Below are 20306 nucleotides of genomic sequence, written 5' to 3'. Positions count from 1 at the left end.
ATTGTCCCCACGGATGGTGAACGCCGCAGACTGCCGACTATTCTCTCAAGTCTTTGTGAGGTCGGCCTCGACCAGCACGCGCAGCTCCGCCGTCACCTGCGGCCGCCGGCCGAACCACAGCTCGAAGCCGCGCACCGCCTGGTGCAAGAGCATGCCGAGCCCGTCGGCCGTCTTGAGGCCGCGCGCCGCTGCTGCCGCCAGCAGCGGCGTCACCAGCGGGACATAGACGAGGTCGGCAACGACGGCATCCTGCGGCAGGCGCGCCGCGTCGACATCGAGCGCGGGCTGGCCGTGCATGCCGAGCGAGGTCGTATTCACGAGAAGCTTTGCGCGCGGCAAGACGTCCTTGACCGCGTCCCACGTCACGGGAAGCACGTTCGGCCCGAACTGCTTTGCAAGAGACTCGGCGCGCGCGATGGTGCGATTAGCGAGATGGATGCGCTTGATGCCGCGCTCGAGCAGGCCGAACACGACCGCACGCGAGGAGCCGCCGGCCCCGAGCACCAGCGCTTCGTCCGCCTTGTCCCAGCCGGGCGCGCTGGCGTCGAGATTGCCGATGAAGCCTTCGACGTCGGTGTTGGTCGAGCGCAGCTCGCCGTCGGCGAACCACAAGGTGTTGGCGGCACCGACAGTCTTGGCGCGCGCGTCGGGTGTCGACAGCGCCAGCACAGCTTCTTTATGCGGAATGGTGACGTTGGCGCCGACGAAGCCGCGCAGCGACAGCCGCAGCACGAAATCTCTGAGGTCCTCGGGCGGAACCGCCTCGATGACATAGCCGCCCTCGATGCCCAGCGTGCGCAGCCAGTAATGATGGATCAGCGGCGAGCGCGAATGCGCGGCCGGCCAACCGATCAAGCAGGCTGCGGGCGTCTTGGGCGCGGTCATCACGTCTGGGGACCCTCGGGATAGTGTCGCTGGGCGATCTCATTTCGCCTTGCGGCCGTCCTGTCAAGGATGCGCTCGTGGAACGGATGTCGCGGCAATGATGGCCAGCAACAAGGCGCAGGCCAGCGCCAGAGTGCGGCGGGATCTCAGCACAGAAGTTTGCGCCCCATTTACCGGGCGCAAACTAGCTGGCTCGATGCGGATTGCCAACGATCGCGCGGGTTTTCACTTCTCCCGCTCTTGCCTAGAGAGACGTCGGATCACGTCAGTAATCCGGGTGACCGGCTGGGCACAATCGCGCGAGGAGCAAATGTCCCTCCGGCTCGTAAAGTCGTCCGCCTACAATTCAGACCGCATTCGTGGAGAGGCCCCTCACCCCACCCTCTCCCCGTAAGAACGGGGAGAGGGAGTGAGAGAGTGGGGCGCCCCTTACAATGAGAGAACGGTGCATCCCTTACTGCGCGGGACGGATCACGCCGCGTGCTGATGCGCGGCGATGATCTGGTCGGCGGCGCGGCCGGTGACTTCGGCCATGTGGTCGAACTGGCGGGTGAAGCTGCCCGCCCCTGCCGTGGCCGAACGCAGCTCGACGATCAATTCGCCGATCTCGGCCTCGGGCATCATGGCGCGGACACAGTCCCAGCCATTCCAGCCGTCGCGGGTGTCGAAGCCGAGGATCTGGCCCCGACGCGCCGACAGGATCGCATTGATCTTGGCTGTGGCATCGGTCGGACAGACGATCTCGACCACGTGGATCGGCTCCAGCAGCACCGGCTGGCATTGCGGCAGGCCTTCGTTGAGCCCGATCCGCGCCGCCGTGCGGAAGGCAAGATCGGAGCTGTCGACGCTGTGATAGGAGCCGTCGGTCAGCGTCACCTGCACGTCGGTGACGGGGAAGCCGAGCGGACCGCGCGCGAGGCCGTCGACGACGCCTTCTTCCACCGCCGGGATGTAGTTGCGCGGCACCGCGCCGCCGACCACCTTCTCGGCGAACTTGAAGCCGTCGCCGCGCGGCAGCGGCCTGATGTCGAGCACGACGTCGCCGAACTGGCCATGGCCGCCGGACTGCTTCTTGTGGCGGCCGCGCTGGGTGATCGGCTTGCGGATGGTCTCCTGATAGCCGATCGCGGGCGGATGCGAAGAAATCTTGACGCCGAAACGGTCGCGCAGGCGCTCGACCTCGACGCGCAGATGCATCTCGCCCTGCCCCCACAGCACGGTGTCGTGGGTCTGAGGATTCTGCACCACGACGAGCGAGGGATCCTCCTCGTGCAGGCGGGCCAGCGCCTGGCCGAGCTTGACATCGTCCTTGCGGTCGGTGGACGCGATCGAGATCGCGAGCACCGGCGGCGTCGGCTCCGGGGCGGTGAGCGCAGTCGGCGGCGTCTTGCCGTTCGAGATGGTGTCGCCGGTCTTGAACGGATCCAGCTTGGCGAGCGCCACCGTGTCTCCGGCGTCAGCCGCGGCACGCTTGGTATCGTAGGCGCCGTTGACGGCGAGGATGCCGGAGATGCGGCTGGTCCCGCCGGAGGACGATTGCAGCGTGGCGCCGTCGTCGAGATGGCCGGTGAGCAGCCGTGTCAGCGACAGCTTTCCGCCGTGCTGCGAATGCAGCGTCTTGAAGACGTAGCCGATTGCGTCCTTGCTCTCGGGCACGCCGAGACGTTTGGCGGTCTCCGCCACACCGGGTGCCTCGTGGCGCAGCGCCTTCATCAGGCGCAGCACGCCGTTCTCGCGCGCAGCAGCCCCTAGCAGCACGGGGCAGATCAGCCCTTCGCGGAGTTCGCGGGCGAGATCGTCGAACACCGCATCGCGCGGCGGCTGGATGTCTTCGAGCAATTGCTCCATCAGCGCGTCATCGTGATCGGCGAGCTTCTCCAGCATCGAGAAGCGGGCCTCCTTCTCGCGATCGAGATCGCCGCCTTCGAGCGCGATCACCTCGGAAGCCTTGTGCTCGCGATAGACGAACGCGCGCTCCAGCGCGAGATCGACGAAACCCTCGATCAAATCGCCCTTCCAGATCGGGATCTGGCGCAGCACCAGCGGCACGCGCGAGGCGGGCTGGAGCATCGCGAGCGTCTCGCGGATGCGCTGGCTGGCGCGATCGATCTTGTTGAGGAACAGGAAACGCGGGATCTTCAGCTCCTCCAGCTCGCGCAGGATGATCTGAAGCTGCGGCAGCTTCTTCTCGTCGGCCTCGCACACCACGATCGCGGCGTCGATCGCGGGCAGTGCGGCGCGCATGTCGTGGGCGAATTCGACGGAACCGGGACAATCCAGGAAAGTATAGCTGTCGCCCATGAAACTCGTGGTGGCGGCAGTGAGGCCGACGGTCATCTTGTGATGACGGGCCTCGGGCGTGGCGTCGCCGACGGAGGTTCCAGCATCGACGCTGCCGGCACGCGGGATTGCGCCGGTTCGCGCCAGGATGGCTTCGAGAAGTGTGGTTTTACCGCTTTGGAAAGGGCCCACCAGCGCAATGCACCGTGGACCTCGGGGACTTCTGACGTCTTGTCCCATTTCGCCGCCTCCTTTTTGTGGAGCTCGGCCCATGATTGGGTCGGCAAACGTTGATGCTCTGCCCGTCCCCGAGGTTTGGCAAGCATCAAACGTCGCTGCGGTGCGTCGTCAGCTGGATCGAGATCAGATCGCCGTGATGTTCCATCTCTCTCCGACGGGGAGAGGTTAAAACATCGGCGCCGTCGTCAGGCGTCAACGGCCCGGACGGAGTTCCAGGCTTTCGAGGCCGGCGGCGACGTTGAGGCCGACCTGGCCCTGCACGCTGAGCGGCTGCAGCGCGATCGAATTGTTGGAGCCGCCGACCAGCACGTTGCCCCCTAAGCCGACGCCGATCGAGGCGCTGCCCTGCGCGCCGGCATAATTGCCCGAGAGGTCGCCGGGGCCGAGCCGGTCGACCGGCGCGAACACGCCCCAGGCCAGCGTGGTTTCCTGGGTGATGCCGATGTCGAGACCCACTTTGCGGATCGTCGCGACGTAGCGATCTTCAGGCAGGCCGTCGGCGCGCAGCACGCAGCCGAGATTGGTCACCGATCCCACGATGAAGCCGACGCTGGCGCCGCCGCGGCATTCGAGCACGCCGACCCGCACCATCCGCTGCTGCTGCGCGCCGCTGCTTGCGACGGAGGCAATGAGACCCGCCGCGGTGAGCCCGGCGAAGATGAACGAACGGCGCATGAAACGTCTCCGGCGATGAATGTGATGCGGCAGGAAGGCGCGGCGACGCCGCGCGATGGTCTATGCCACAACAGCGTTGTGGGTGCCAGATCGGACACGGCTGAAATCGAACGCGCGGAGAGAGCCCCTCACCCCTCCCTCTCCCCGCAAGAGCGGGGCGAGAGAGCGAGAGAGCCGTGCGCCCCATACGATGGGAGAAGAACTGGCGCGTGCGATCGGAGGCGACTTAACCTCTCCCCGCCCTTCTGCGGGGAGAGGTCGGATTGCGCAGCAATCCGGGTGAGGGGCAGGGCACAACGTTGATCTGAGCAAAGGTGCCCCTGACTCCGACGCCCAACCATTCTCGCTCGGACTGAAAACAAAAAAGCCCGCACGAAGCGGGCCTTTCCAATTTACGCTGTCGCGACAGCCCTACCGCAGATTTCCGCAAAAACGCTGGATGCGCTTGCAGGCGTCTTCGAGGTCGGAGGTCTTGGTTGCGTAGGAGATGCGGAACGCCGGGCCAAGGCCGAAGGCCGACCCCTGCACCACCGCGACGCCTTCGGTCTCCAGGAGTTCGGTGACGAACTGCTCGTCGTTGCCGATCACGTTGCCCGACGGCGCTTTCTTGCCGATCGTGCCGGCGCAGGACGGATAGACGTAGAACGCGCCCTCCGGCCGCGGGCACTCGATGCCGTTCGCCTGGTTGAGCATGGAGACCACGAGGTCGCGGCGCTCCTTGAACACCTTGTTGTTGGCGGGGATGAAGTCCTGCGGACCGTTCAGCGCCTCGACCGAGGCCCACTGCGCGATCGAGCACGGGTTCGAGGTCGACTGCGACTGGATGGTCGACATCGCCTTGATGAGCTGAGCCGGGCCGCCGGCATAGCCGATGCGCCAGCCGGTCATGCAATAGGCCTTCGACACGCCGTTCACGGTGAGCGTGCGGTCGTAGAGACCGGGCTCGACCTGCGCGACAGTGGTGAACTGGAAGTCATCATAGACGAGGTGCTCGTACATGTCGTCGGTCATCACCCACACCTGCGGATGCTTGACCAGCACGTCGGTGAGCGCCTTCAGTTCAGCCTTGGTGTAGGCGGCGCCGGTCGGGTTCGACGGCGAGCACAGGATCACCCATTTGGTCTTCGGCGTGATCGCGCGCTCGAGCGCCTCGGCGCCGAGCTTGAAGCCGGTTGCGGCGGTGCAGACCACCGGCACCGGCTCGCCGCCGGCGAGCGCCACCATTTCAGGATAGCTGACCCAGTACGGCGCCGGGATGATCACCTCGTCGCCCGGATTGATGGTCGCCATCAGCGCGTTGTAGAGCACCTGCTTGCCGCCGGTGCCGACGATGATCTGGTTCGGCTTGTAGGCGACGCCGTTCTCGCGCTGGAACTTCGCGATGATGGCGTCCTTCAGCTCGGGAATGCCGTCGACCGCGGTGTATTTGGTCTTGCCGGCCTCAATGGCGCGGATCGCCGCCAGCTTGATATTGGCGGGCGTGTCGAAATCGGGCTCGCCTGCGCCGAGGCCGATGACGTTGCGGCCCGCCGCTTTCAGCGCGCGTGCTTTATCCGTGACCGCGATGGTCGCGGACGGCTTCACACGGTCGAGCGCAGCGGCAAGGAAGGACATCGTCATCTCCTGACAAGCGCCGTGAACCCTTTGGCTTCACGACTCCAATTGTGGGAATGCAGCCACCCTAAAACGTGTACCGCTGCGCCGCAAGAAACTTCGGTCCAATCTCGAAAAAGTTTCGGGATTTCGAGCGTTTCAAGGCAGGATTTCCCGCAATTTTCCGCAACTTTGCCGACCAAACTCCTCATATCCGGCAAGGCTTGTCCTCGGAGCAATTCTGCGTGTCGCGCGCTGACGCTTCTGCACCTTCATGACCGGGGCTTGTCCCGGCCATCCCGTCCTGGTCACGCGGCACGAAGAACGACGATGCGGAGAGATTTAATTCCCTGGCGCAGATTGCTCCCTATTCACACCAACGCACGGCACAACTGTCCGTCTGTTGACGCAAGCGTGAACTGAGTTGCACGGTCGCACGGAAATGATCTTCCGCCGCGTTGCAATGCGGTAGGGTTTTCGAGTTTTTCTATTGGCCAGCCCTTGCAGCGGATTCGCATCGGCATCATTGTTTAGCCGCGGCGCGTAGGCAGGACGCACCGCACTTTCCCCATCCAGGTTAGAACTCCCAGAATGTACAAGCTCTATTCGATGCAACGCTCGGGCAACAGCTACAAGGTCCGCCTTGCGCTGGCGCTTTTGAACGTGCCCTACCAACCGATCGAGGTGGACATTCTGCGCGGCGAAAGCCGCACGCCGGACTTCCTGGCGAAGAACCCGTCCGGCCAGGTGCCGCTGCTCGAGGTCGGCGACGCCCGCTATATCGCCGAGTCCAACGCCATCCTGTGGTACCTTGCGGTCGGCACACCACTTGCGCCGGAGCACCGCATCGATCGCGCCGAGGCGCTGCAATGGATGTTCTTCGAGCAGCACGCGCTGGAGCCGAACATCGGCGCCGCCTATTTCTGGCTGTCGCTGGTCAAGGGTGGCCGCGATCTCCAGACCCACGCGCTGGAGGACTGGATGGAGCGCGGCTATGGCGCGCTCCAGGTGATGGAGAACCATCTCAAGACCAACGCCTATTTCGCCGCCCGCCAGCTCACGGTCGCCGACATCGCGCTCTACGGCTACACCCACCTCGCCGATCGCTGCGACTTCGACCTGTCGACGTTCCCGGCGATCCGGGACTGGCTGAAGCGGGTGGAAGCCGCGCCCGGCTTTGTGTCGATGGAGTGGCGGCCGGCCGAGATCGACGATCCCGCCAGCATCGCCGCGAGCGCGTGACGCCGCAGTCCCGCTCAGGCGAATAGCGGGCGTAAGGCCCGCCTCCGCCGCAATCTCGCCATATTCGGCGCGACAGCCGCCGCAATATTGCCCGTTGAGGTCGTGAGATTGTTCGATGTCGCGGGTGATTCGCTCGCATGTTGAAGGATTTAGACCCATGATTCGGGCGTCCGGCACGGCAGGCTTTCAGGGCCGAACCGATACCGTTTCGTCTTCCCGGCTGACCAACGCGGTCGCGGCCTCGCTCGCCGTCGCCGCGCTCTCGCTGTGCCTGATCGTCACCCTGACGGTGCTGTCGACCAAGGCGACCATGGCGATGGGCCTGCCGGCCTGATTCCCGTCTCATCCTCGACCAGCCTTCATGGCGCCAAGAAAACCTTTGATCTGGCCCGTGCCGACCGGCATCGCGACAGGACGTCGATGAAATCACCTGTGCTCATCGTTGCAATCACCCTGACGGCGGCCATCCTGGTCGCAGCGTCGCTGCTGATAGCGGTCGGCACGCGCAGGGGGCCGGGGACGTCGACGCTGAATGCGCCAACGCAGCAGCAGCGCGTCAAGCACGCGCATTTGGCCTAAAATCATCCGAAAGCTTTTCGTGGAGCCGCAAGCGCCTCTTAAGCGCACCGCACGAAATCGGATTGCGACGCGGCTGAATTCATCAACCGCGCATTCCGCGACTACTTTGCGGTGGCTGATGACATCGCCGACGCCAGGCCGCCCTTCATCGCGCTGATGTATCACGGCCGCGACACCGGCACGTTCGAGCTGCCGGAGGACGAGCTCGGCACCTTCGTCGCCCAACGCATGGAGATGGTGCGGATCGGCGATGCCATGCCGATCAACATCGCCTTACGCAATGGCGAGGTGCTGCGCTTCGTCTGCGCCGCGCTGCCCGACGGTGGCCGCATGCTGAGCTATACGCCAGTGACCGACCTCGTGCGCCACACCGATGCGCCCGCGCGCGCCGACTACTACCGCTCGCTGCGCGATCCCCGGAGCCGCAAGCTGATCCGGTATCTTCCCGCCGCGGAGTGAGGCGACGGCGAACTTCGCTCGCAATTGATCGGCATGCCCTTCATCACGTATGAAGCTCCTTCACTCATCGCGGGATCTTCACATGTCGCTCACCATTCGCTCCGTCACGAGGCAGGACTATGATCAATGGCTGCCGCTGTGGGACGGCTACAACGCCTTCTACGGCCGCTCGGGGCCGACCGCGCTATCGGGCGAGATCACACGCGTGACGTGGCAGCGCTTCTTCGATGCCTATGAGCCGGTGCATGCGCTGGTCGCCGAGGGCGACGGCAAGCTGCTCGGGCTGACTCACTACCTGTTCCATCGCAGCACCACCGCGATCGAGCCGTCCTGCTATCTGCAGGACCTGTTCACGCTGGAGGCCGCGCGCGGCAAGGGCGTCGCCTCGGCGCTGATCTACGGGGTGTACGAGCGTGCAAAACTTGCGGGCTCGCCACGCGTCTACTGGCAGACGCACGAGACCAACGTCACGGCGCAAAGCCTTTACGACAAAGTCGCGGAGCGCTCCGGTTTCATCGTCTATCGCAAGCTGTTCTGATCCTGGCATACAGCCTGTGGATAATTCCCGCTGTCACCCGCGCGTTACATAGCGAGACTAGGCTGCAGCTGCGTCTGATCAGGCCCCCCGTCACCGATCAAGCGCCCCAAAGCGGTCCCCGTCAGTCGCCGCGTCTGACAGGGGCCGCATTTTTTTTGAAGCGCGGCGTTACTTCGCGCCGCGCCCGACCGTCTGCATCACCTCAAAACCTTCGAACTGAGGATGGCCAAGATAGAGCGGCTTGTTATCGCCCGCTTTGTGATGCGCCGCGCGAAACGCCTCCGACTTGGTCCAGGCCTCGAACGCGGCATGGCTGGTCCAGATCGTGTGCGAGGCGTAGAGCGTGTGGTCCTCGAGCTCGGGACCGCGCAACAGGTGGAATTCGACGAAGCCCGGCACCTTGTCCAGATGCGTATCGCGGGTGAGCCAGACCTGCTCGAAGGCGGCCTCGGAGCCCTTGGCGACACGGAAGCGGTTCATGGCGATGTACATGGGTGAATTCTCCTGCAGGCGGATGATTGTAAGGGAGGCGCCGCTCTCTCACTCCCTCGCGCCGTTCTTACGGGGCCGCGACGAGCTTCGCTCGCGCTGAGAGGGTGGGGTGAGGGGCTGCCTCCGCGAGTTCGCTCTCAACGTAGACGAAGCGCCGCTGTTGTACGAGTCGGACAGGCCGTCACTTCGGCAATAGTGTGCTCTGCCCCTCACCCGGATCGCATCTGCGATGCGATCCGACCTCTCCCCGCAAAGAGCGGGGAGAGGTTAAGCAACCAGCCCCTTCATCGGCTTTGCTGCCGCGCTGTCCGGAAACACCGTCTCCGCCAGCACGCGGTCGGACAGGCCGAACTGGCCCTGCAGCGCGCCCTTGATCACCGAGCGCAGATCTGTCGTCGGCTTGAGGTCGCGGCCGTCATACAAGTTCGCGGGCTTGAGGCCGGGCCAGTCGGAGATGACACGGCCGCCTTTCACGGCGCCGCCGGCGAGCAGCGCGATCGTTCCGGTGCCGTGGTCGGTGCCGTCGGTGCCGTTGACGCGCGCGGTGCGGCCGAACTCGGTGGCGACGAGGACGACGGTATCGCGCCAGCGATCGCCAAGGCCGCTTTCGAATTCGGCGAACGCGCCGTCGAGCCCGCCGAGCAGGAAGGCGAGACGCCCCACCGGGCCGCCTTCATTGGCGTGGGTGTCCCAACCGTCGAAGGCGAGCGCAGCAATGCGCGGGCCATCGTCCGCCGCCATCAGCTTCGCCGCGCCGCGCGCAACCTGACGCATCTGCGCAAGCTGGTTGCCGGGCTTGCGCTTCATGTCATCGCCGTTGGCAGCCTTTTCCAGCTGAAGGCCTTGCGACAGCGCCGCGGCCAGTGCGGGATCGCGGTGGCGATAGAGATCGACGAGACGCATCGCGGTGTCGTCATCGGCCTGCGGCAGCGCCACCGGCGCCCAGCCGACGGTCGGCGCATTGCCGCGCAGCACCAGCGGCGTGGTCGGGCCGACCGCAAGACCGCTTGACACGCGCTCGCCGCGCGGCAGCGTTTCCAGCGCGCGGTTGAGCCAGCCGGATTGCACCCGGCCCGGGCCCGCATAGCCGCTTTCGAGCACGTCCTGGCCGTCGAAATGCGAGCGGTCGCGATAGGGCGTCGCGACCGCGTGGATCACCGCAGCATGCCCATCGCGGTACATCCGCGCGAATTCCGGCATCGCCGGATGCAGCGCGAAGAAGCTGTCGAGCTTGAGCGCGGGATGCGCGCCATCCACCGCGAGCGCGATGGAGCCGTGCAGGCCGGCATAATCGGGATCACCGACCGGCGCGACGGTCGAGAGCCCATCGAGCGCGCCGCGCAGGATCACCACGACCAACCGCGGATCGCGGCCGTCGGCCGCGCGCGCGAATTTCGGCAAATAGGCCCAGGCCGCGAACGAGGCGCCGCCCAGCAAGAGGCCACGGCGCGAGGTGAGGAGCCGGTTCTCGACGCAGTCGATCATCTTCATCTCCTCTGCATCTCGGGCGACATCAGCAATAGCGCCAGCGCCTGCTGGCGCGATTCCGCGCGCTCGATGGTTTTGCGCGTTTCGATCGACGCCGCATCAGCGGCGGCGAATTCGAGCAGGTCGAGCGGATCGATGTTGTTGCCGAGCCGCGCGCCCATCTGCGCGGCGATGTCGAGCCTGAGCTTCATTCCCTCAGGCGCGGCCCAGGCGGCGCTGGTGTCAGGAAAACCGTTCGGGCCGGACGGCGACCACAGCGGCTGTCCCAGCAGATTGAGACTGTTGAGATACGCACCGGGATCCTCCGGCACGCGCGCGAGCAGCCGGCCGCTCGCGACCAGGAAATCGTAAGGGCTGCGCATTTTTGTCAATGGCGCCTTCCAGGCCTCGTCGGAATCCACCAGCGCGGTGGCGAGCGCCTTGAGGTCACCGTCGGTCCTGACGAAGACGTCGCGCAGTCGCGCCACCAGTGCCGGCGGCGGATCGTCGGCGACGAAGTGACGGACGAGCTTGGTCGCGATGAAATTCGCGGTCGAGGGATGGCGCGCGATGTCGGCGAGCGCGGCCTCGCCCTGCGCCAGTCCCGCCGGCTCGTAGGTCTTGCCCAGCAGCATCTGCGGCCCGGGCTGGTGCGCATTGGCGTTGAACACGAAGGAGCCGGGCGTGCCCAATTGCCCCTGCCGTCCGGCAAAGGTCCACCCCGTGATGATGCGCGCGAGCGAGGTGACGTCGCCTTGCGTGTAGCCGCCGCCGACGCCGAGCGTATGCAGCTCCATGATCTCGCGCGCGAGATTTTCGTTGAGCCCGCGCTTGCGGTTTTGTCCTGCGCGCGAATCCGGCCCGAGCGATTGCTGGTTGTCGAGGAAGAACAGCATCGCCGGATGCTGCTCGACGGCTTTCAGCATGTCGGCAAAACGCCCGAGCACGTGCGGCCGGATCGCCTCGCGCTCGAACGCGCCGGCCCAGATCCGCGCCAGCTCGCCCTTGCTGGCGGAGATGCAGAAATGATTGGACCAGAACACGACGAGGCGCTCGATGAAGCCGCACTCGACCAGCGTGGCGCGCTGCAACCGCGCCAGGGCTTCAGTGCGAAAGGTCTTTTGAATGACGTTGAGCGGCTGCGGCGCGGGCTTTGCCGCCGGCGGCGCGGCGGCGTTCGGCTGCATCGTATCGGGCTTCGCCGTGGTGTCGGCCGGCTTCGCATCAGCCATCTGGCCGGCGATCTCGGTCGCGACCGTGTTCAGCGAGAGATTGCGGCGCAAGCCCGGCTTCTGGTCGGCCGGCGCCTGTTGCGGCGCCTCCGTGGGCGCGGCCGCTTTCGCCGCCTCGCGCGCCTGCTTGACCTGATCCTGATAGGCGAACACGGCTTGGCCAAGCTGCGGCGTCGATTGCAGGCCCGGCGCCTCCAGCAGCACGCCGTTGCGCCGCGCGAGCTCCGCCTTCACGAAACCGCGCGGGTCGGAGGCCGCATTGATGAGATCACCGGAGGCCCCGCCACGCGCGCCGAAGCCGAAACGGTTGAGCGCGACGAGCGCGGCTTGCGAATCGCGGGCCATCGATTTGTCCTTGCTCACCGCTTTCCGAGTCTGTGGGCAGCACATAATATACCGCAGCGAGAGATGAACCCGACATGAAAATAACGGCGCATGAATTATGACAAGTTGGAAAGAATCCCAAGCGCCGGAGCCGCGCCGCCTCGCCTGCTCCCGCTGCGGCGCCGAGTTCGGCTGCGACCTGTCAGGCAAGTGCTGGTGCGCGGAGGAGGCAGCAAAGCTGCCGATGCCGGCCAAGGGCGAGGATTGTCTATGCCGGGCGTGCTTGCGCGAGGCGGCGGAAGCTGCACGTAGCCGGGATGGAGCGCAAGCGTAATCCGGATTCGTGCCACGCATTGCGACCTTCCCGGATTGCGCTGCGCTCGATCCGGGCTACGAAGATTATACCGGATGTCCCGGCGACTTGCGCGCCATGCCGTCGAACGCGTCGAGCAGCTTTTCGCGCCAGGCGTAGACGGGATCATCCGCCTCCAGCAGCTTGAACGGGCTCGTCACCCGCGCCCATTGGAAACCGCCGAACACGATGTAGTCGGCGTAGTTCGGCGCGTGGCCGCCGATGAACGGCTGCTTCTTCAGGGTCTGCCGCATCACCTCCAGCGACTTACGGAAGCCGGTCACGGCGCTATCGCGGCCTGCCATCACCTCTTCCAGACTCTTGCCGCCGAAGCGCGCCTCGCGCGAGGCGCGGAAATAGACGGCGTCAGCCTCAGCCAGATGGTTCGGGATATCGGCGACGATCAGCGGAAAGATACCGCCGACGATGGCGATGTCGCCCCACGCATTGATCATGCGCGCCATGGCACGGCCGCCCTCGCCGCCGAACAGCGACGGACGATCCGGGAAATGGTCTTCGAGATAATTCGCGATCGTCCAGGAATCGACCACTGGCTTGTCGTGATGCAGCAGCACCGGGACCTTCTCCGAGCCGTGCGGCGCGATCGCGCTTTTCTCGGTGAAGCGCCAGGGCAGCGGTTCCGCCGCGAGCCCCTTGTGCGCCAGCGCCATCCGCGTGCGCCAGCAATACGGGCTGAACGGGCGCGAGGCGTCGGTGCCGACGAGTTCGTAGAGTTTGAGCGACATGAAGGGCAACTCCTGCCAGACCCTCATCCTGAGGAGCGCGGAACGCGCGTCTCGAAGGATGAAGGCCCGATCTCGGCCTCGCCCTTCGAGACGCGCGCGAGATGCGCGCTCATCAGGGTGAGGGTCTCCCATTCTGGATTGCTTCGCTTGCGCTCGCAATGACGATGTGGAGGCGTCACCGCCCGTTCATTCGCAGCAGCTGTTCACCGTCTCGTGTCACGGCGATGACCAGCCCGATGCCGGGCAGCGTCTCGCGGGCGACGTAGCCGCGCTCGGCGGCGTCCTCCCAGATGGTGAGGCGCGGGCACGAGGTCTTCCAGTCGAAATCACCTCGGCATAGGCGCGCGGCTCGCGCGCGACCCATTCGACGAAATCAAGCACCAGCGGATCGGCGTCACAGCTCATTGCAAACCTCCCGTCATTGCAAGCCCCCCTTGGCGAAGGCGGCCAGCACCGGCGCGCGGAGCTGGAGCCAGCCGCCATAGGCGATGTAGTAACAGGCGATGGTGGTGATCAGCTTGTTCGACCATGCGACGAATTGCTGGTCGGTCATGGCCTCCAGAATGCGCCGCGCCAGCGTGGTGCCGAGCATGGATGCCACGATCGCGACGCCGGCGAGCACGGGATCGAGGCTCGCGGCCTGGTCGATCACGCCGCCGAAATAGATCAGTTTGGTGAAGTGGCTGACGAGCTGGCACATCGCCTTGGTCGCGACCTTCTCGCGCCGGCCGAAATCGCCGCCGAGGAAGAAGGTGTCGAGCAGCGGGCCGGAGACGCCGGTCATCAGCATCAGGCCCATGCAGATCGTGCCGTAGACGGTGCCCTGCCAGAGACGGTCGGGATCCGGCTTGATGTTTGACGGCAGCAGCCGCGCCATGAACGGCGTGGCACCGAGCAGCAGCAGCGCCACCGGCTTGTCCGGCACGTAGCGGGTGAGCGACCAGGCTGCGAGCGCAATCGCCGCGCCGACCATGTAGTTCGCGACCGGCCGCCAGCGGATATGCGCCCGCCACAAAAACGCGCGCCAGCCATTCGATGCCATCTGCGTGATCGCATGCAGCACCATCGCCGCCGGCAGCGGCATCAGGGCGAGCAGCACGCCGATCAAGATCAGCCCGCCCGCCATGCCGAACAGCCCCGACAGGAACGCGGTGGCGACCATCAGCAATCCAAGGGCAGCGATCATGATCGGCGTCACGGGAGGATTCTCCGTAGCAAGTGAGGGACGCAAACTGCTTCACTCCCTCGCCCCGCACTTGCGGGGAGAGGGTGGGGTGAGGGGCTGCATCGGCAATTACCGTGGCAGTAGGACTCGCGGAGAGTCCCCCTCACCCGGAATTTGCTTGCGCAAATTCCGGCCTCTCCCCGCAGGCGGGGAGAGGCGAAGAGCAGCGCCGCCGCCCCGAACACAACTTAGAACCACGCTCATTCTTGTGCCTCGCTTGCCCCTTCTTCGCAAACTGAGTTATCTTGTCCTGGCATCAGCTTTCCTGAGGGTCATTCATTTGCGGCGGCTGCTGTTTCTCAACGGCATCAAGGCATTCGAGGCGGCGGCGCGGACCGGCAGCTTCGCTGCGGCCGGGCTCGAGCTCAGCGTGTCCGCGGCCGCGGTGAGCCGCATGGTGCATCTGCTGGAAGAACGGCTCGGCCTCGCGCTGTTCGAGCGCAAGGCCAACCGGCTGGTACTGACCCAGTCAGGGCGGGCCTATCAGAGCGGGCTGACGCCGATCTTCGATGCGCTGGCAAGCCTCACCGCGCAGGTGACGGCGCCATCCGGCGTCCGCGTTCTCACCATCGGCGTCGGCCACACCTTTGCGATGCGCTGGCTGATCCCGCGGCTGTCGGAGTTTCGCAGCGAGGAGCCCGACATCGAGGTGCGCTTCACCACCGGCGGCGCCTCGGTGCCGTTCGGCGAGGACTGGAGCTGCGGTATCAAGCTCGGCAGCGGCGACTGGCCTGGCCTCGTCGCCGAGCCGCTGTTCGCCGGCGACCTCATGCCGGTCTGCGTGCCCCGGCTCGCCACCTCATTGAAGCGCCCGGCCGATCTCAAGGGCCCGACCCTGATCCGCGTCGAACATTCGCCGGAGGACTGGCCGATCTGGCTGAAAGCGGCGAACCTCACGCGCATCCATCCGCGCGGGCCGGAGTTCCAGTACTACGGCCAAGCGCTCCAGGCCGCCGCCGACGGACTCGGCATCGCCATGGGCATCCGGCCCTATATCGACGACGACATCGCCGCTGGCCGGCTGGTCGCCCCGTTCGATCTCTCGGTGCCCAAGGGCATGCGCTGGTACCTCGTCTATCGCAGCTTTCAGACCGAGCAGCGCGACTTTGCCGCGTTCCGCCGCTGGATCATGCGCGCCGCGGCGGAACCCGCAGCCCGTCCCCGGCGGCTCGGGCGGGCCGCCGCACGAAGCTGACCGCGGGCCGATCACCCGTTCGGGTGAAAAAGCCGACCGCTTGTGAACGGCTTCACATCCGCAAATCCGCAAACGTGGTCCCCTAGACCTCTGACAAGATGCATTTGGGGACCACCAATGACGACCCTCTACGACGGCTTTGACATCGAATCCTTCGAAGCTGGCAAAGGCCTGTGGCACGCCCGCATCCGCCGCGCGGATTTCAGCCCGGTTGCCATCGACGGCGTGCTGTTTCCGGCCATGGAAGTCGGCTTCGCCTGGCCCGACCCCGACGCCGCGATCGCCGACGCCAAGCACCACATCGATCGCTTCCGCCGGCGCGCCGAAGAGAGCGACGATGAATAAGCCGCACTGAGAGACTGCGCGGCATAACAGGGAACCGGTCATGTCCATCACCGACGTCGAAGACGCACCGCGGTCGCGGATCTACGCCCGCGCCGTGCTCTCGGATTGCCCGGAATGCGACGGCGATCTCACGGTGCTCCGTGTGATCGGCGGCCGCGCCGGATGCGAGTACTGGACCATGCGCTGCACCGATTGCGGCGGCATTCATCTCGACATCCTCGAGCCGCATCAGGCGGCCGAAGATGACGAGGGGCCACGGCCGGCGGCGTGACGTTCCCGGCTGCTGCCAGCCTGCTGTCAGCAGCCTGAATTGCGACGGGCCTTCGCCCTTTCCTGAGGGGCGGACTCGGCCCATATTCGGGGGCATGGCGAAGAAACCTGCATCCTCCGAAAAATCCGGCAAATCCACCAAGACCAAAGCGCCGAACTCCAAGGCGCATCGCCCTGACGTGCAGCCGATCGGGCCGGCGCTGGCCGAGCTGCTCAATCCCGCGATCAACCGCGGCGATGCCGGGCTCGGCTCGGGCACCGGCCTGCAGCCGCCGCCGGACAATTCGCGCGACCGCCGCGCAGGGGGCGAAGCCGCTGCGCATCGCGCGCGGGCCTCGACGCCGAAGGAGTTTCCGCAGGATATGGCGCGGCCGGCATCAGGCAGCGCGACTCGCGGCTTACCCCTCTCCCCGGCCCTCCCCCACAAGGGGGGAGGGAGCGGAGAGACCAGTGGTTTCGATGAGGCGCCGCAGGCCAATTACGGCACCGCAGCCACGATCCCGACGCTCGACCCGGAACTGGCGCGGCAGCTCGGCCTTCCCACCGAGGAGGACGATGCCGAGGCACTGGCGCGGCCGCCACGTTCCAAGATGGAGGCGCTCGGCGTCAAGGCCACCGCCGACGCCCTTGAATCGCTGATCCGCGAGGGCCGGCCGGAGTTCCGCAAGGACGACGGCTCCATGAAGGTGTGGACGCCGCACCGCCCGCGACGCCCGGAAAAGTCCGAAGGCGGCGTGCGTTTCGAGATCAAGTCGGCCTACGAGCCCAAGGGCGATCAGCCGACCGCGATCGCCGAGCTGGTCGAAGGCATCAACCGCAACGACCGTTCGCAGGTGCTGCTCGGCGTCACTGGCTCCGGCAAGACCTACACCATGGCCAAGGTGATCGAGGCGACGCAGCGCCCGGCGCTGATCCTGGCGCCAAACAAGACGCTCGCCGCCCAGCTCTATGGCGAGTTCAAGAATTTCTTTCCCGACAACGCCGTCGAGTATTTCGTCAGCTATTACGACTACTACCAGCCGGAGGCGTATGTCCCCCGCACGGACACGTACATAGAAAAGGATTCCTCCATCAACGAGCAGATCGACCGCATGCGCCACTCGGCGACGCGCGCGCTGCTCGAACGCGACGACGTCATCATCGTGGCGTCGGTGTCCTGCATCTATGGTATCGGCTCGGTCGAGACCTACACTGCGATGACGTTCGCGTTGAAGAAGGGCGAGCGCATCGACCAGCGCCAGCTCATCGCCGACCTCGTCGCGCTCCAGTACAAGCGAACCCAGGCCGATTTCACCCGCGGCACGTTTCGCGTGCGCGGCGACGTCATCGACATCTTCCCGGCGCACTATGAAGACCGCGCCTGGCGCGTGAATTTGTTCGGCGACACCATCGAGACCATCGAGGAGTTCGATCCGCTCACCGGCCACAAGCAGGACGAGCTCGAATTCATCAAGATGTACGCCAACTCGCACTATGTGACGCCGCGCCCGACCCTGGTGCAGGCGATCAAGTCGATCAAGTCGGAACTGAAGCAACGGCTCGACCAGTTCCACGACCAGGGGCGCCTGCTGGAAGCGCAGCGGCTGGAGCAGCGCACCACCTTCGACCTCGAGATGATGGAGGCGACGGGAAGCTGCGCCGGCATCGAGAACTATTCGCGCTATCTCACCGGCCGCCGCCCCGGCGAGCCGCCGCCGACGCTGTTCGAATACGTCCCCGACAACGCGCTGATCTTCGCCGACGAGAGCCACGTCACCATCCCGCAGATCGGCGCCATGTTCCGCGGCGACTTCCGCCGCAAGGCGACGCTGGCCGAATACGGTTTCCGTCTGCCGTCCTGCATGGACAACCGCCCCTTGCGCTTCGAGGAATGGGACATGATGCGGCCGCAGACCATCGCGGTGTCGGCGACGCCGAGCGGCTGGGAGCTCAACGAGAGCGGCGGCGTGTTCGTCGAACAGGTCATTCGCCCCACGGGCTTGATCGATCCGCCCGTCGACATCCGCCCTGCCCGCACGCAAGTGGACGATCTCGTCGGCGAGGTCCGCGCCACCGCGCAGGCCGGCTATCGCTCGTTGATCACAGTGCTGACCAAGCGCATGGCGGAGGACCTCACCGAATATCTGCATGAGCAGGGCATTCGCGTCCGCTACATGCACAGCGACATCGACACCATCGAGCGCATCGAGATCATCCGCGATTTGCGTCTCGGCGCCTTCGACGCGCTGGTCGGCATCAATTTGCTTCGCGAAGGCCTCGACATTCCCGAATGCGCGCTGGTCGCGATCCTCGACGCCGACAAGGAAGGTTTTTTGCGCAGCGAGACGTCGCTGATCCAGACCATCGGCCGCGCCGCGCGCAACGTCGACGGCAAGGTGATCCTCTATGCCGACCAGATGACGGGATCGATGGAGCGCGCCATCGCCGAGACCAACCGCCGCCGCGAGAAGCAGGTCGAGTACAACACGGCCAACGGCATCACGCCGGAGAGCGTGAAGAAGCAAATCGGCGGCATCCTCAACTCGGTCTACGAGCGCGACCACGTGCTGGTCGAAGTCGGCGGCCACGACATGACCGACGACGTCATCTCGATCGGCCACAACTTTGAAGCCGTGCTCGCCGATCTCGAAACAAGGATGCGCGAAGCCGCCGCCGATCTGAACTTCGAGGAAGCCGCCCGCCTCCGCGACGAGGTCAAACGCCTGCGCGCCACCGAGCTCGCGGTGGTCGACGACCCCACCGCCAAGCAGCGCGCGGTGCAGAGCAAGGCCGGCGCCTATGCCGGCACGAAGAAGTACGGCGACGCCGCGAACCTGCCCGTCAGCGCCATGAAGAACAAGAGCGCCGCCACCGCGCTTAAGGCCGGCAGCGGCAAGGGCTCGCGCGTGCACAAGCCGCATCTCGACGAGATGCACGGCCCGGAATCGCTGCCCTACCGCCCAGCCCCAACGCTGCCGTCAAAGCCGTTCGGCAGCACCAGCCGGATCATCCAGCCGACGGATTCAAGGCAGTCGGGGCCGGAGTTCGGGCCGGCGCCGAAGTCGACCGGGGGGATGCCGGGACGGCGCGGGGGGTGGAAGAAGAGGTAGGACGCTGGCAATCCAAGCGAGTTTCGTTACTTTGCGCTCACATCAAGCGGACTGACGGGCCATCTTCTAGAACACTGCCGTTCGTTGCTATGGATTCCGGGCTCGCCGCTTTGCGGCGCCCCGGAATGACGAGAACACTACTCCCCTCACCCCACGCTCGCCGTCACCACCGCCATCACCGACAGCAGCAGCACGATGGTCATGAGTTGGAGCGAGGCGACCGGCTGGGTGCGCCAGGCCGTGATCTTGTCGGCCAGCGACAGATGGGCCTCGAAGAATTTTGGTTCGTAGACGGTCTTGAAGACGGCGGGGAAGCTCGGGCCGAGGGTCACAGCGAGCATCGCGTGGGCGAGCGAGGCGATGGCGACGAAGATGGCGACGCCGGGGTCGCCGACGAGGTCGTGGTTGCCGGCGAGCTTGAGCAGCAAGGCGGCGGCGGCGAAGGTCGGGAAGCTCTGCAGCGTCGCGGTCAGCGCGAGGCCTTCGAGCGCGTTGTGGAGGTGGGACTTTCTCGCGGCGACGGTGGCGGCCATGGCACGTCTCCCTGATGACATGCCCGTGACGCTAGCAGCGCCGGGCGGGGCGTGATGTGAGACGGGTCACGCGGTGATGTTCACCTCGCCCCGCTTGCGGGAGAGGTCGAATTCGAGCGCAGCTCGAATTCGGGTGAGGGGGAGCCTCCGCCAGTCCAACCGTCACCGTCCCTGCGGAGGCTCCCCCTCACCCCAACCCTCTGCCCGCAAGCGGGGCGAGGGAGCAGACCGCGCGAGGCGGATGGAGCGTCGTCTTACAACTTCCCCTGCCCGTTCACCTGCCCCTGCTGTTGCTGCTGTTGCTGCTGCTTCTCCTGCTGCTTGGCATGATGGCGGCCGTAGAGGCAGCCGGCGGCGGCGCCGAGCACGCCGTGATGGCCGGCATAATGGCCGGCGACGCCGCCGACCACGGCGCCCTTGATGCAGCCCTTGGCGTTGGCTGAGGAGCTTCCGCCAAGCAGCAGAAGCGCGGCGGCCAGGATGAGAAGCGGGGATTTCATGGATCGATGTCTCCGGATGCGGTGTCCCGCCATCAACGAGCGCAA

General features: G+C 65.9%; 20 protein-coding genes and 2 pseudogenes. 10 read left to right on the top strand and 12 right to left on the bottom strand.

The window, feature by feature from the left end; all coding sequences use genetic code 11:
* Positions 1–45 precede the first annotated feature (45 nt).
* From JJB99_RS07020 to JJB99_RS07005, 4 genes are all read right to left on the bottom strand, one after another.
* A complete protein-coding gene (locus JJB99_RS07020; protein ID WP_200498085.1) occupies positions 46–885 on the bottom strand; it encodes a shikimate dehydrogenase in 840 nt (279 codons plus the stop codon).
* A gap of 471 nt (positions 886–1356) precedes the next feature.
* Entirely contained in the window at positions 1357–3405 is a 2049-nt protein-coding gene (locus JJB99_RS07015; protein ID WP_200498084.1) for an elongation factor G, read from the bottom strand.
* Positions 3406–3597: 192 nt separating this feature from the next.
* Positions 3598–4080 (bottom strand): DUF992 domain-containing protein, encoded by a 483-nt coding sequence (locus tag JJB99_RS07010; RefSeq protein ID WP_200498083.1) that lies wholly within the window; start codon positions 4078–4080, stop codon positions 3598–3600.
* Between the two features lie 411 nt (positions 4081–4491).
* Positions 4492–5694, bottom strand: a complete 1203-nt coding sequence (locus tag JJB99_RS07005; RefSeq protein ID WP_200498082.1) for a pyridoxal phosphate-dependent aminotransferase — start codon at positions 5692–5694, stop codon at positions 4492–4494.
* A gap of 570 nt (positions 5695–6264) precedes the next feature.
* Here JJB99_RS07005 and JJB99_RS07000 point away from each other — a divergent pair.
* The 5 genes and pseudogenes from JJB99_RS07000 to JJB99_RS06980 all read left to right on the top strand — a co-directional run bounded on the left by JJB99_RS07000 (position 6265) and on the right by JJB99_RS06980 (position 8491).
* Positions 6265–6915, top strand: coding sequence for a glutathione S-transferase family protein (locus JJB99_RS07000; protein ID WP_200498081.1), 651 nt, complete (start codon positions 6265–6267; stop codon positions 6913–6915).
* Between the two features lie 157 nt (positions 6916–7072).
* Positions 7073–7249, top strand: a complete 177-nt coding sequence (locus JJB99_RS06995; protein WP_200498080.1) for a hypothetical protein — start codon at positions 7073–7075, stop codon at positions 7247–7249.
* 86 nt (positions 7250–7335) lie between these two features.
* Entirely contained in the window at positions 7336–7494 is a 159-nt protein-coding gene (locus JJB99_RS06990; protein WP_200498079.1) for a hypothetical protein, read from the top strand.
* A gap of 72 nt (positions 7495–7566) precedes the next feature.
* A pseudogene (locus tag JJB99_RS06985) lies at positions 7567–7953 on the top strand (PAS-domain containing protein); the annotation flags it as partial.
* Between the two features lie 82 nt (positions 7954–8035).
* Positions 8036–8491, top strand: a complete 456-nt coding sequence (locus JJB99_RS06980; RefSeq protein ID WP_200498078.1) for a GNAT family N-acetyltransferase — start codon at positions 8036–8038, stop codon at positions 8489–8491.
* Positions 8492–8659: 168 nt separating this feature from the next.
* Here the strand turns inward: JJB99_RS06980 and JJB99_RS06975 are convergent, their stop codons facing one another.
* The 3 genes from JJB99_RS06975 to JJB99_RS06965 all read right to left on the bottom strand — a co-directional run bounded on the left by JJB99_RS06975 (position 8660) and on the right by JJB99_RS06965 (position 12027).
* On the bottom strand, positions 8660–8983 hold the full coding sequence (locus tag JJB99_RS06975; protein WP_200498077.1) for an antibiotic biosynthesis monooxygenase family protein: 324 nt from the start codon (positions 8981–8983) through the stop codon (positions 8660–8662).
* Between the two features lie 267 nt (positions 8984–9250).
* Positions 9251–10468, bottom strand: coding sequence for a DUF1501 domain-containing protein (locus JJB99_RS06970; RefSeq protein WP_200498076.1), 1218 nt, complete (start codon positions 10466–10468; stop codon positions 9251–9253).
* A gap of 2 nt (positions 10469–10470) precedes the next feature.
* The gene (locus tag JJB99_RS06965; RefSeq protein WP_200498075.1) at positions 10471–12027 is read right to left on the bottom strand and encodes a DUF1800 domain-containing protein; all 1557 of its coding nucleotides are present in this window, start codon (positions 12025–12027) and stop codon (positions 10471–10473) included.
* 97 nt (positions 12028–12124) lie between these two features.
* Between JJB99_RS06965 and JJB99_RS36085 the strand changes: the two genes are divergently transcribed.
* Positions 12125–12340 carry a cysteine-rich CWC family protein gene (locus tag JJB99_RS36085; RefSeq protein WP_246775156.1) on the top strand — a complete coding sequence of 72 codons (216 nt, stop codon included), beginning with the start codon at positions 12125–12127 and terminating at the stop codon, positions 12338–12340.
* Between the two features lie 65 nt (positions 12341–12405).
* Here the strand turns inward: JJB99_RS36085 and JJB99_RS06960 are convergent, their stop codons facing one another.
* The 3 genes and pseudogenes from JJB99_RS06960 to JJB99_RS06950 all read right to left on the bottom strand — a co-directional run bounded on the left by JJB99_RS06960 (position 12406) and on the right by JJB99_RS06950 (position 14302).
* On the bottom strand, positions 12406–13104 hold the full coding sequence (locus tag JJB99_RS06960; RefSeq protein WP_200498074.1) for a glutathione S-transferase family protein: 699 nt from the start codon (positions 13102–13104) through the stop codon (positions 12406–12408).
* Between the two features lie 175 nt (positions 13105–13279).
* A pseudogene (locus JJB99_RS06955) lies at positions 13280–13509 on the bottom strand (hypothetical protein).
* A gap of 13 nt (positions 13510–13522) precedes the next feature.
* A complete protein-coding gene (locus JJB99_RS06950) occupies positions 13523–14302 on the bottom strand; it encodes a sulfite exporter TauE/SafE family protein (RefSeq protein WP_200498073.1) in 780 nt (259 codons plus the stop codon).
* Between the two features lie 307 nt (positions 14303–14609).
* Between JJB99_RS06950 and JJB99_RS06945 the strand changes: the two genes are divergently transcribed.
* The 4 genes from JJB99_RS06945 (at position 14610) to uvrB (ending at position 19228) form a co-directional block, all read left to right on the top strand.
* Positions 14610–15524: a LysR substrate-binding domain-containing protein gene (locus JJB99_RS06945; RefSeq protein ID WP_200498072.1), complete on the top strand. Its 915-nt coding sequence runs from the start codon at positions 14610–14612 to the stop codon at positions 15522–15524.
* 117 nt (positions 15525–15641) lie between these two features.
* The gene (locus JJB99_RS06940; protein ID WP_200498071.1) at positions 15642–15869 is read left to right on the top strand and encodes a hypothetical protein; all 228 of its coding nucleotides are present in this window, start codon (positions 15642–15644) and stop codon (positions 15867–15869) included.
* 40 nt (positions 15870–15909) lie between these two features.
* On the top strand, positions 15910–16140 hold the full coding sequence (locus JJB99_RS06935) for a hypothetical protein (RefSeq protein WP_200498070.1): 231 nt from the start codon (positions 15910–15912) through the stop codon (positions 16138–16140).
* A gap of 94 nt (positions 16141–16234) precedes the next feature.
* On the top strand, positions 16235–19228 hold the full coding sequence (gene uvrB, locus JJB99_RS06930; RefSeq protein ID WP_200498069.1) for an excinuclease ABC subunit UvrB: 2994 nt from the start codon (positions 16235–16237) through the stop codon (positions 19226–19228).
* A gap of 146 nt (positions 19229–19374) precedes the next feature.
* Here the strand turns inward: uvrB and JJB99_RS06925 are convergent, their stop codons facing one another.
* Together JJB99_RS06925 and JJB99_RS06920 are read right to left on the bottom strand one after the other, a co-directional pair.
* Positions 19375–19761, bottom strand: coding sequence for a hypothetical protein (locus JJB99_RS06925; RefSeq protein WP_200498068.1), 387 nt, complete (start codon positions 19759–19761; stop codon positions 19375–19377).
* Between the two features lie 254 nt (positions 19762–20015).
* A complete protein-coding gene (locus JJB99_RS06920; protein ID WP_200498067.1) occupies positions 20016–20261 on the bottom strand; it encodes a hypothetical protein in 246 nt (81 codons plus the stop codon).
* Positions 20262–20306: the final 45 nt, after the last annotated feature.

The organism is Bradyrhizobium diazoefficiens, assembly GCF_016616235.1.
Taxonomy (GTDB): Bacteria; Pseudomonadota; Alphaproteobacteria; order Rhizobiales; family Xanthobacteraceae; genus Bradyrhizobium; species Bradyrhizobium diazoefficiens_H.
This window is presented reverse-complemented; position numbering and strand designations above follow the sequence as displayed.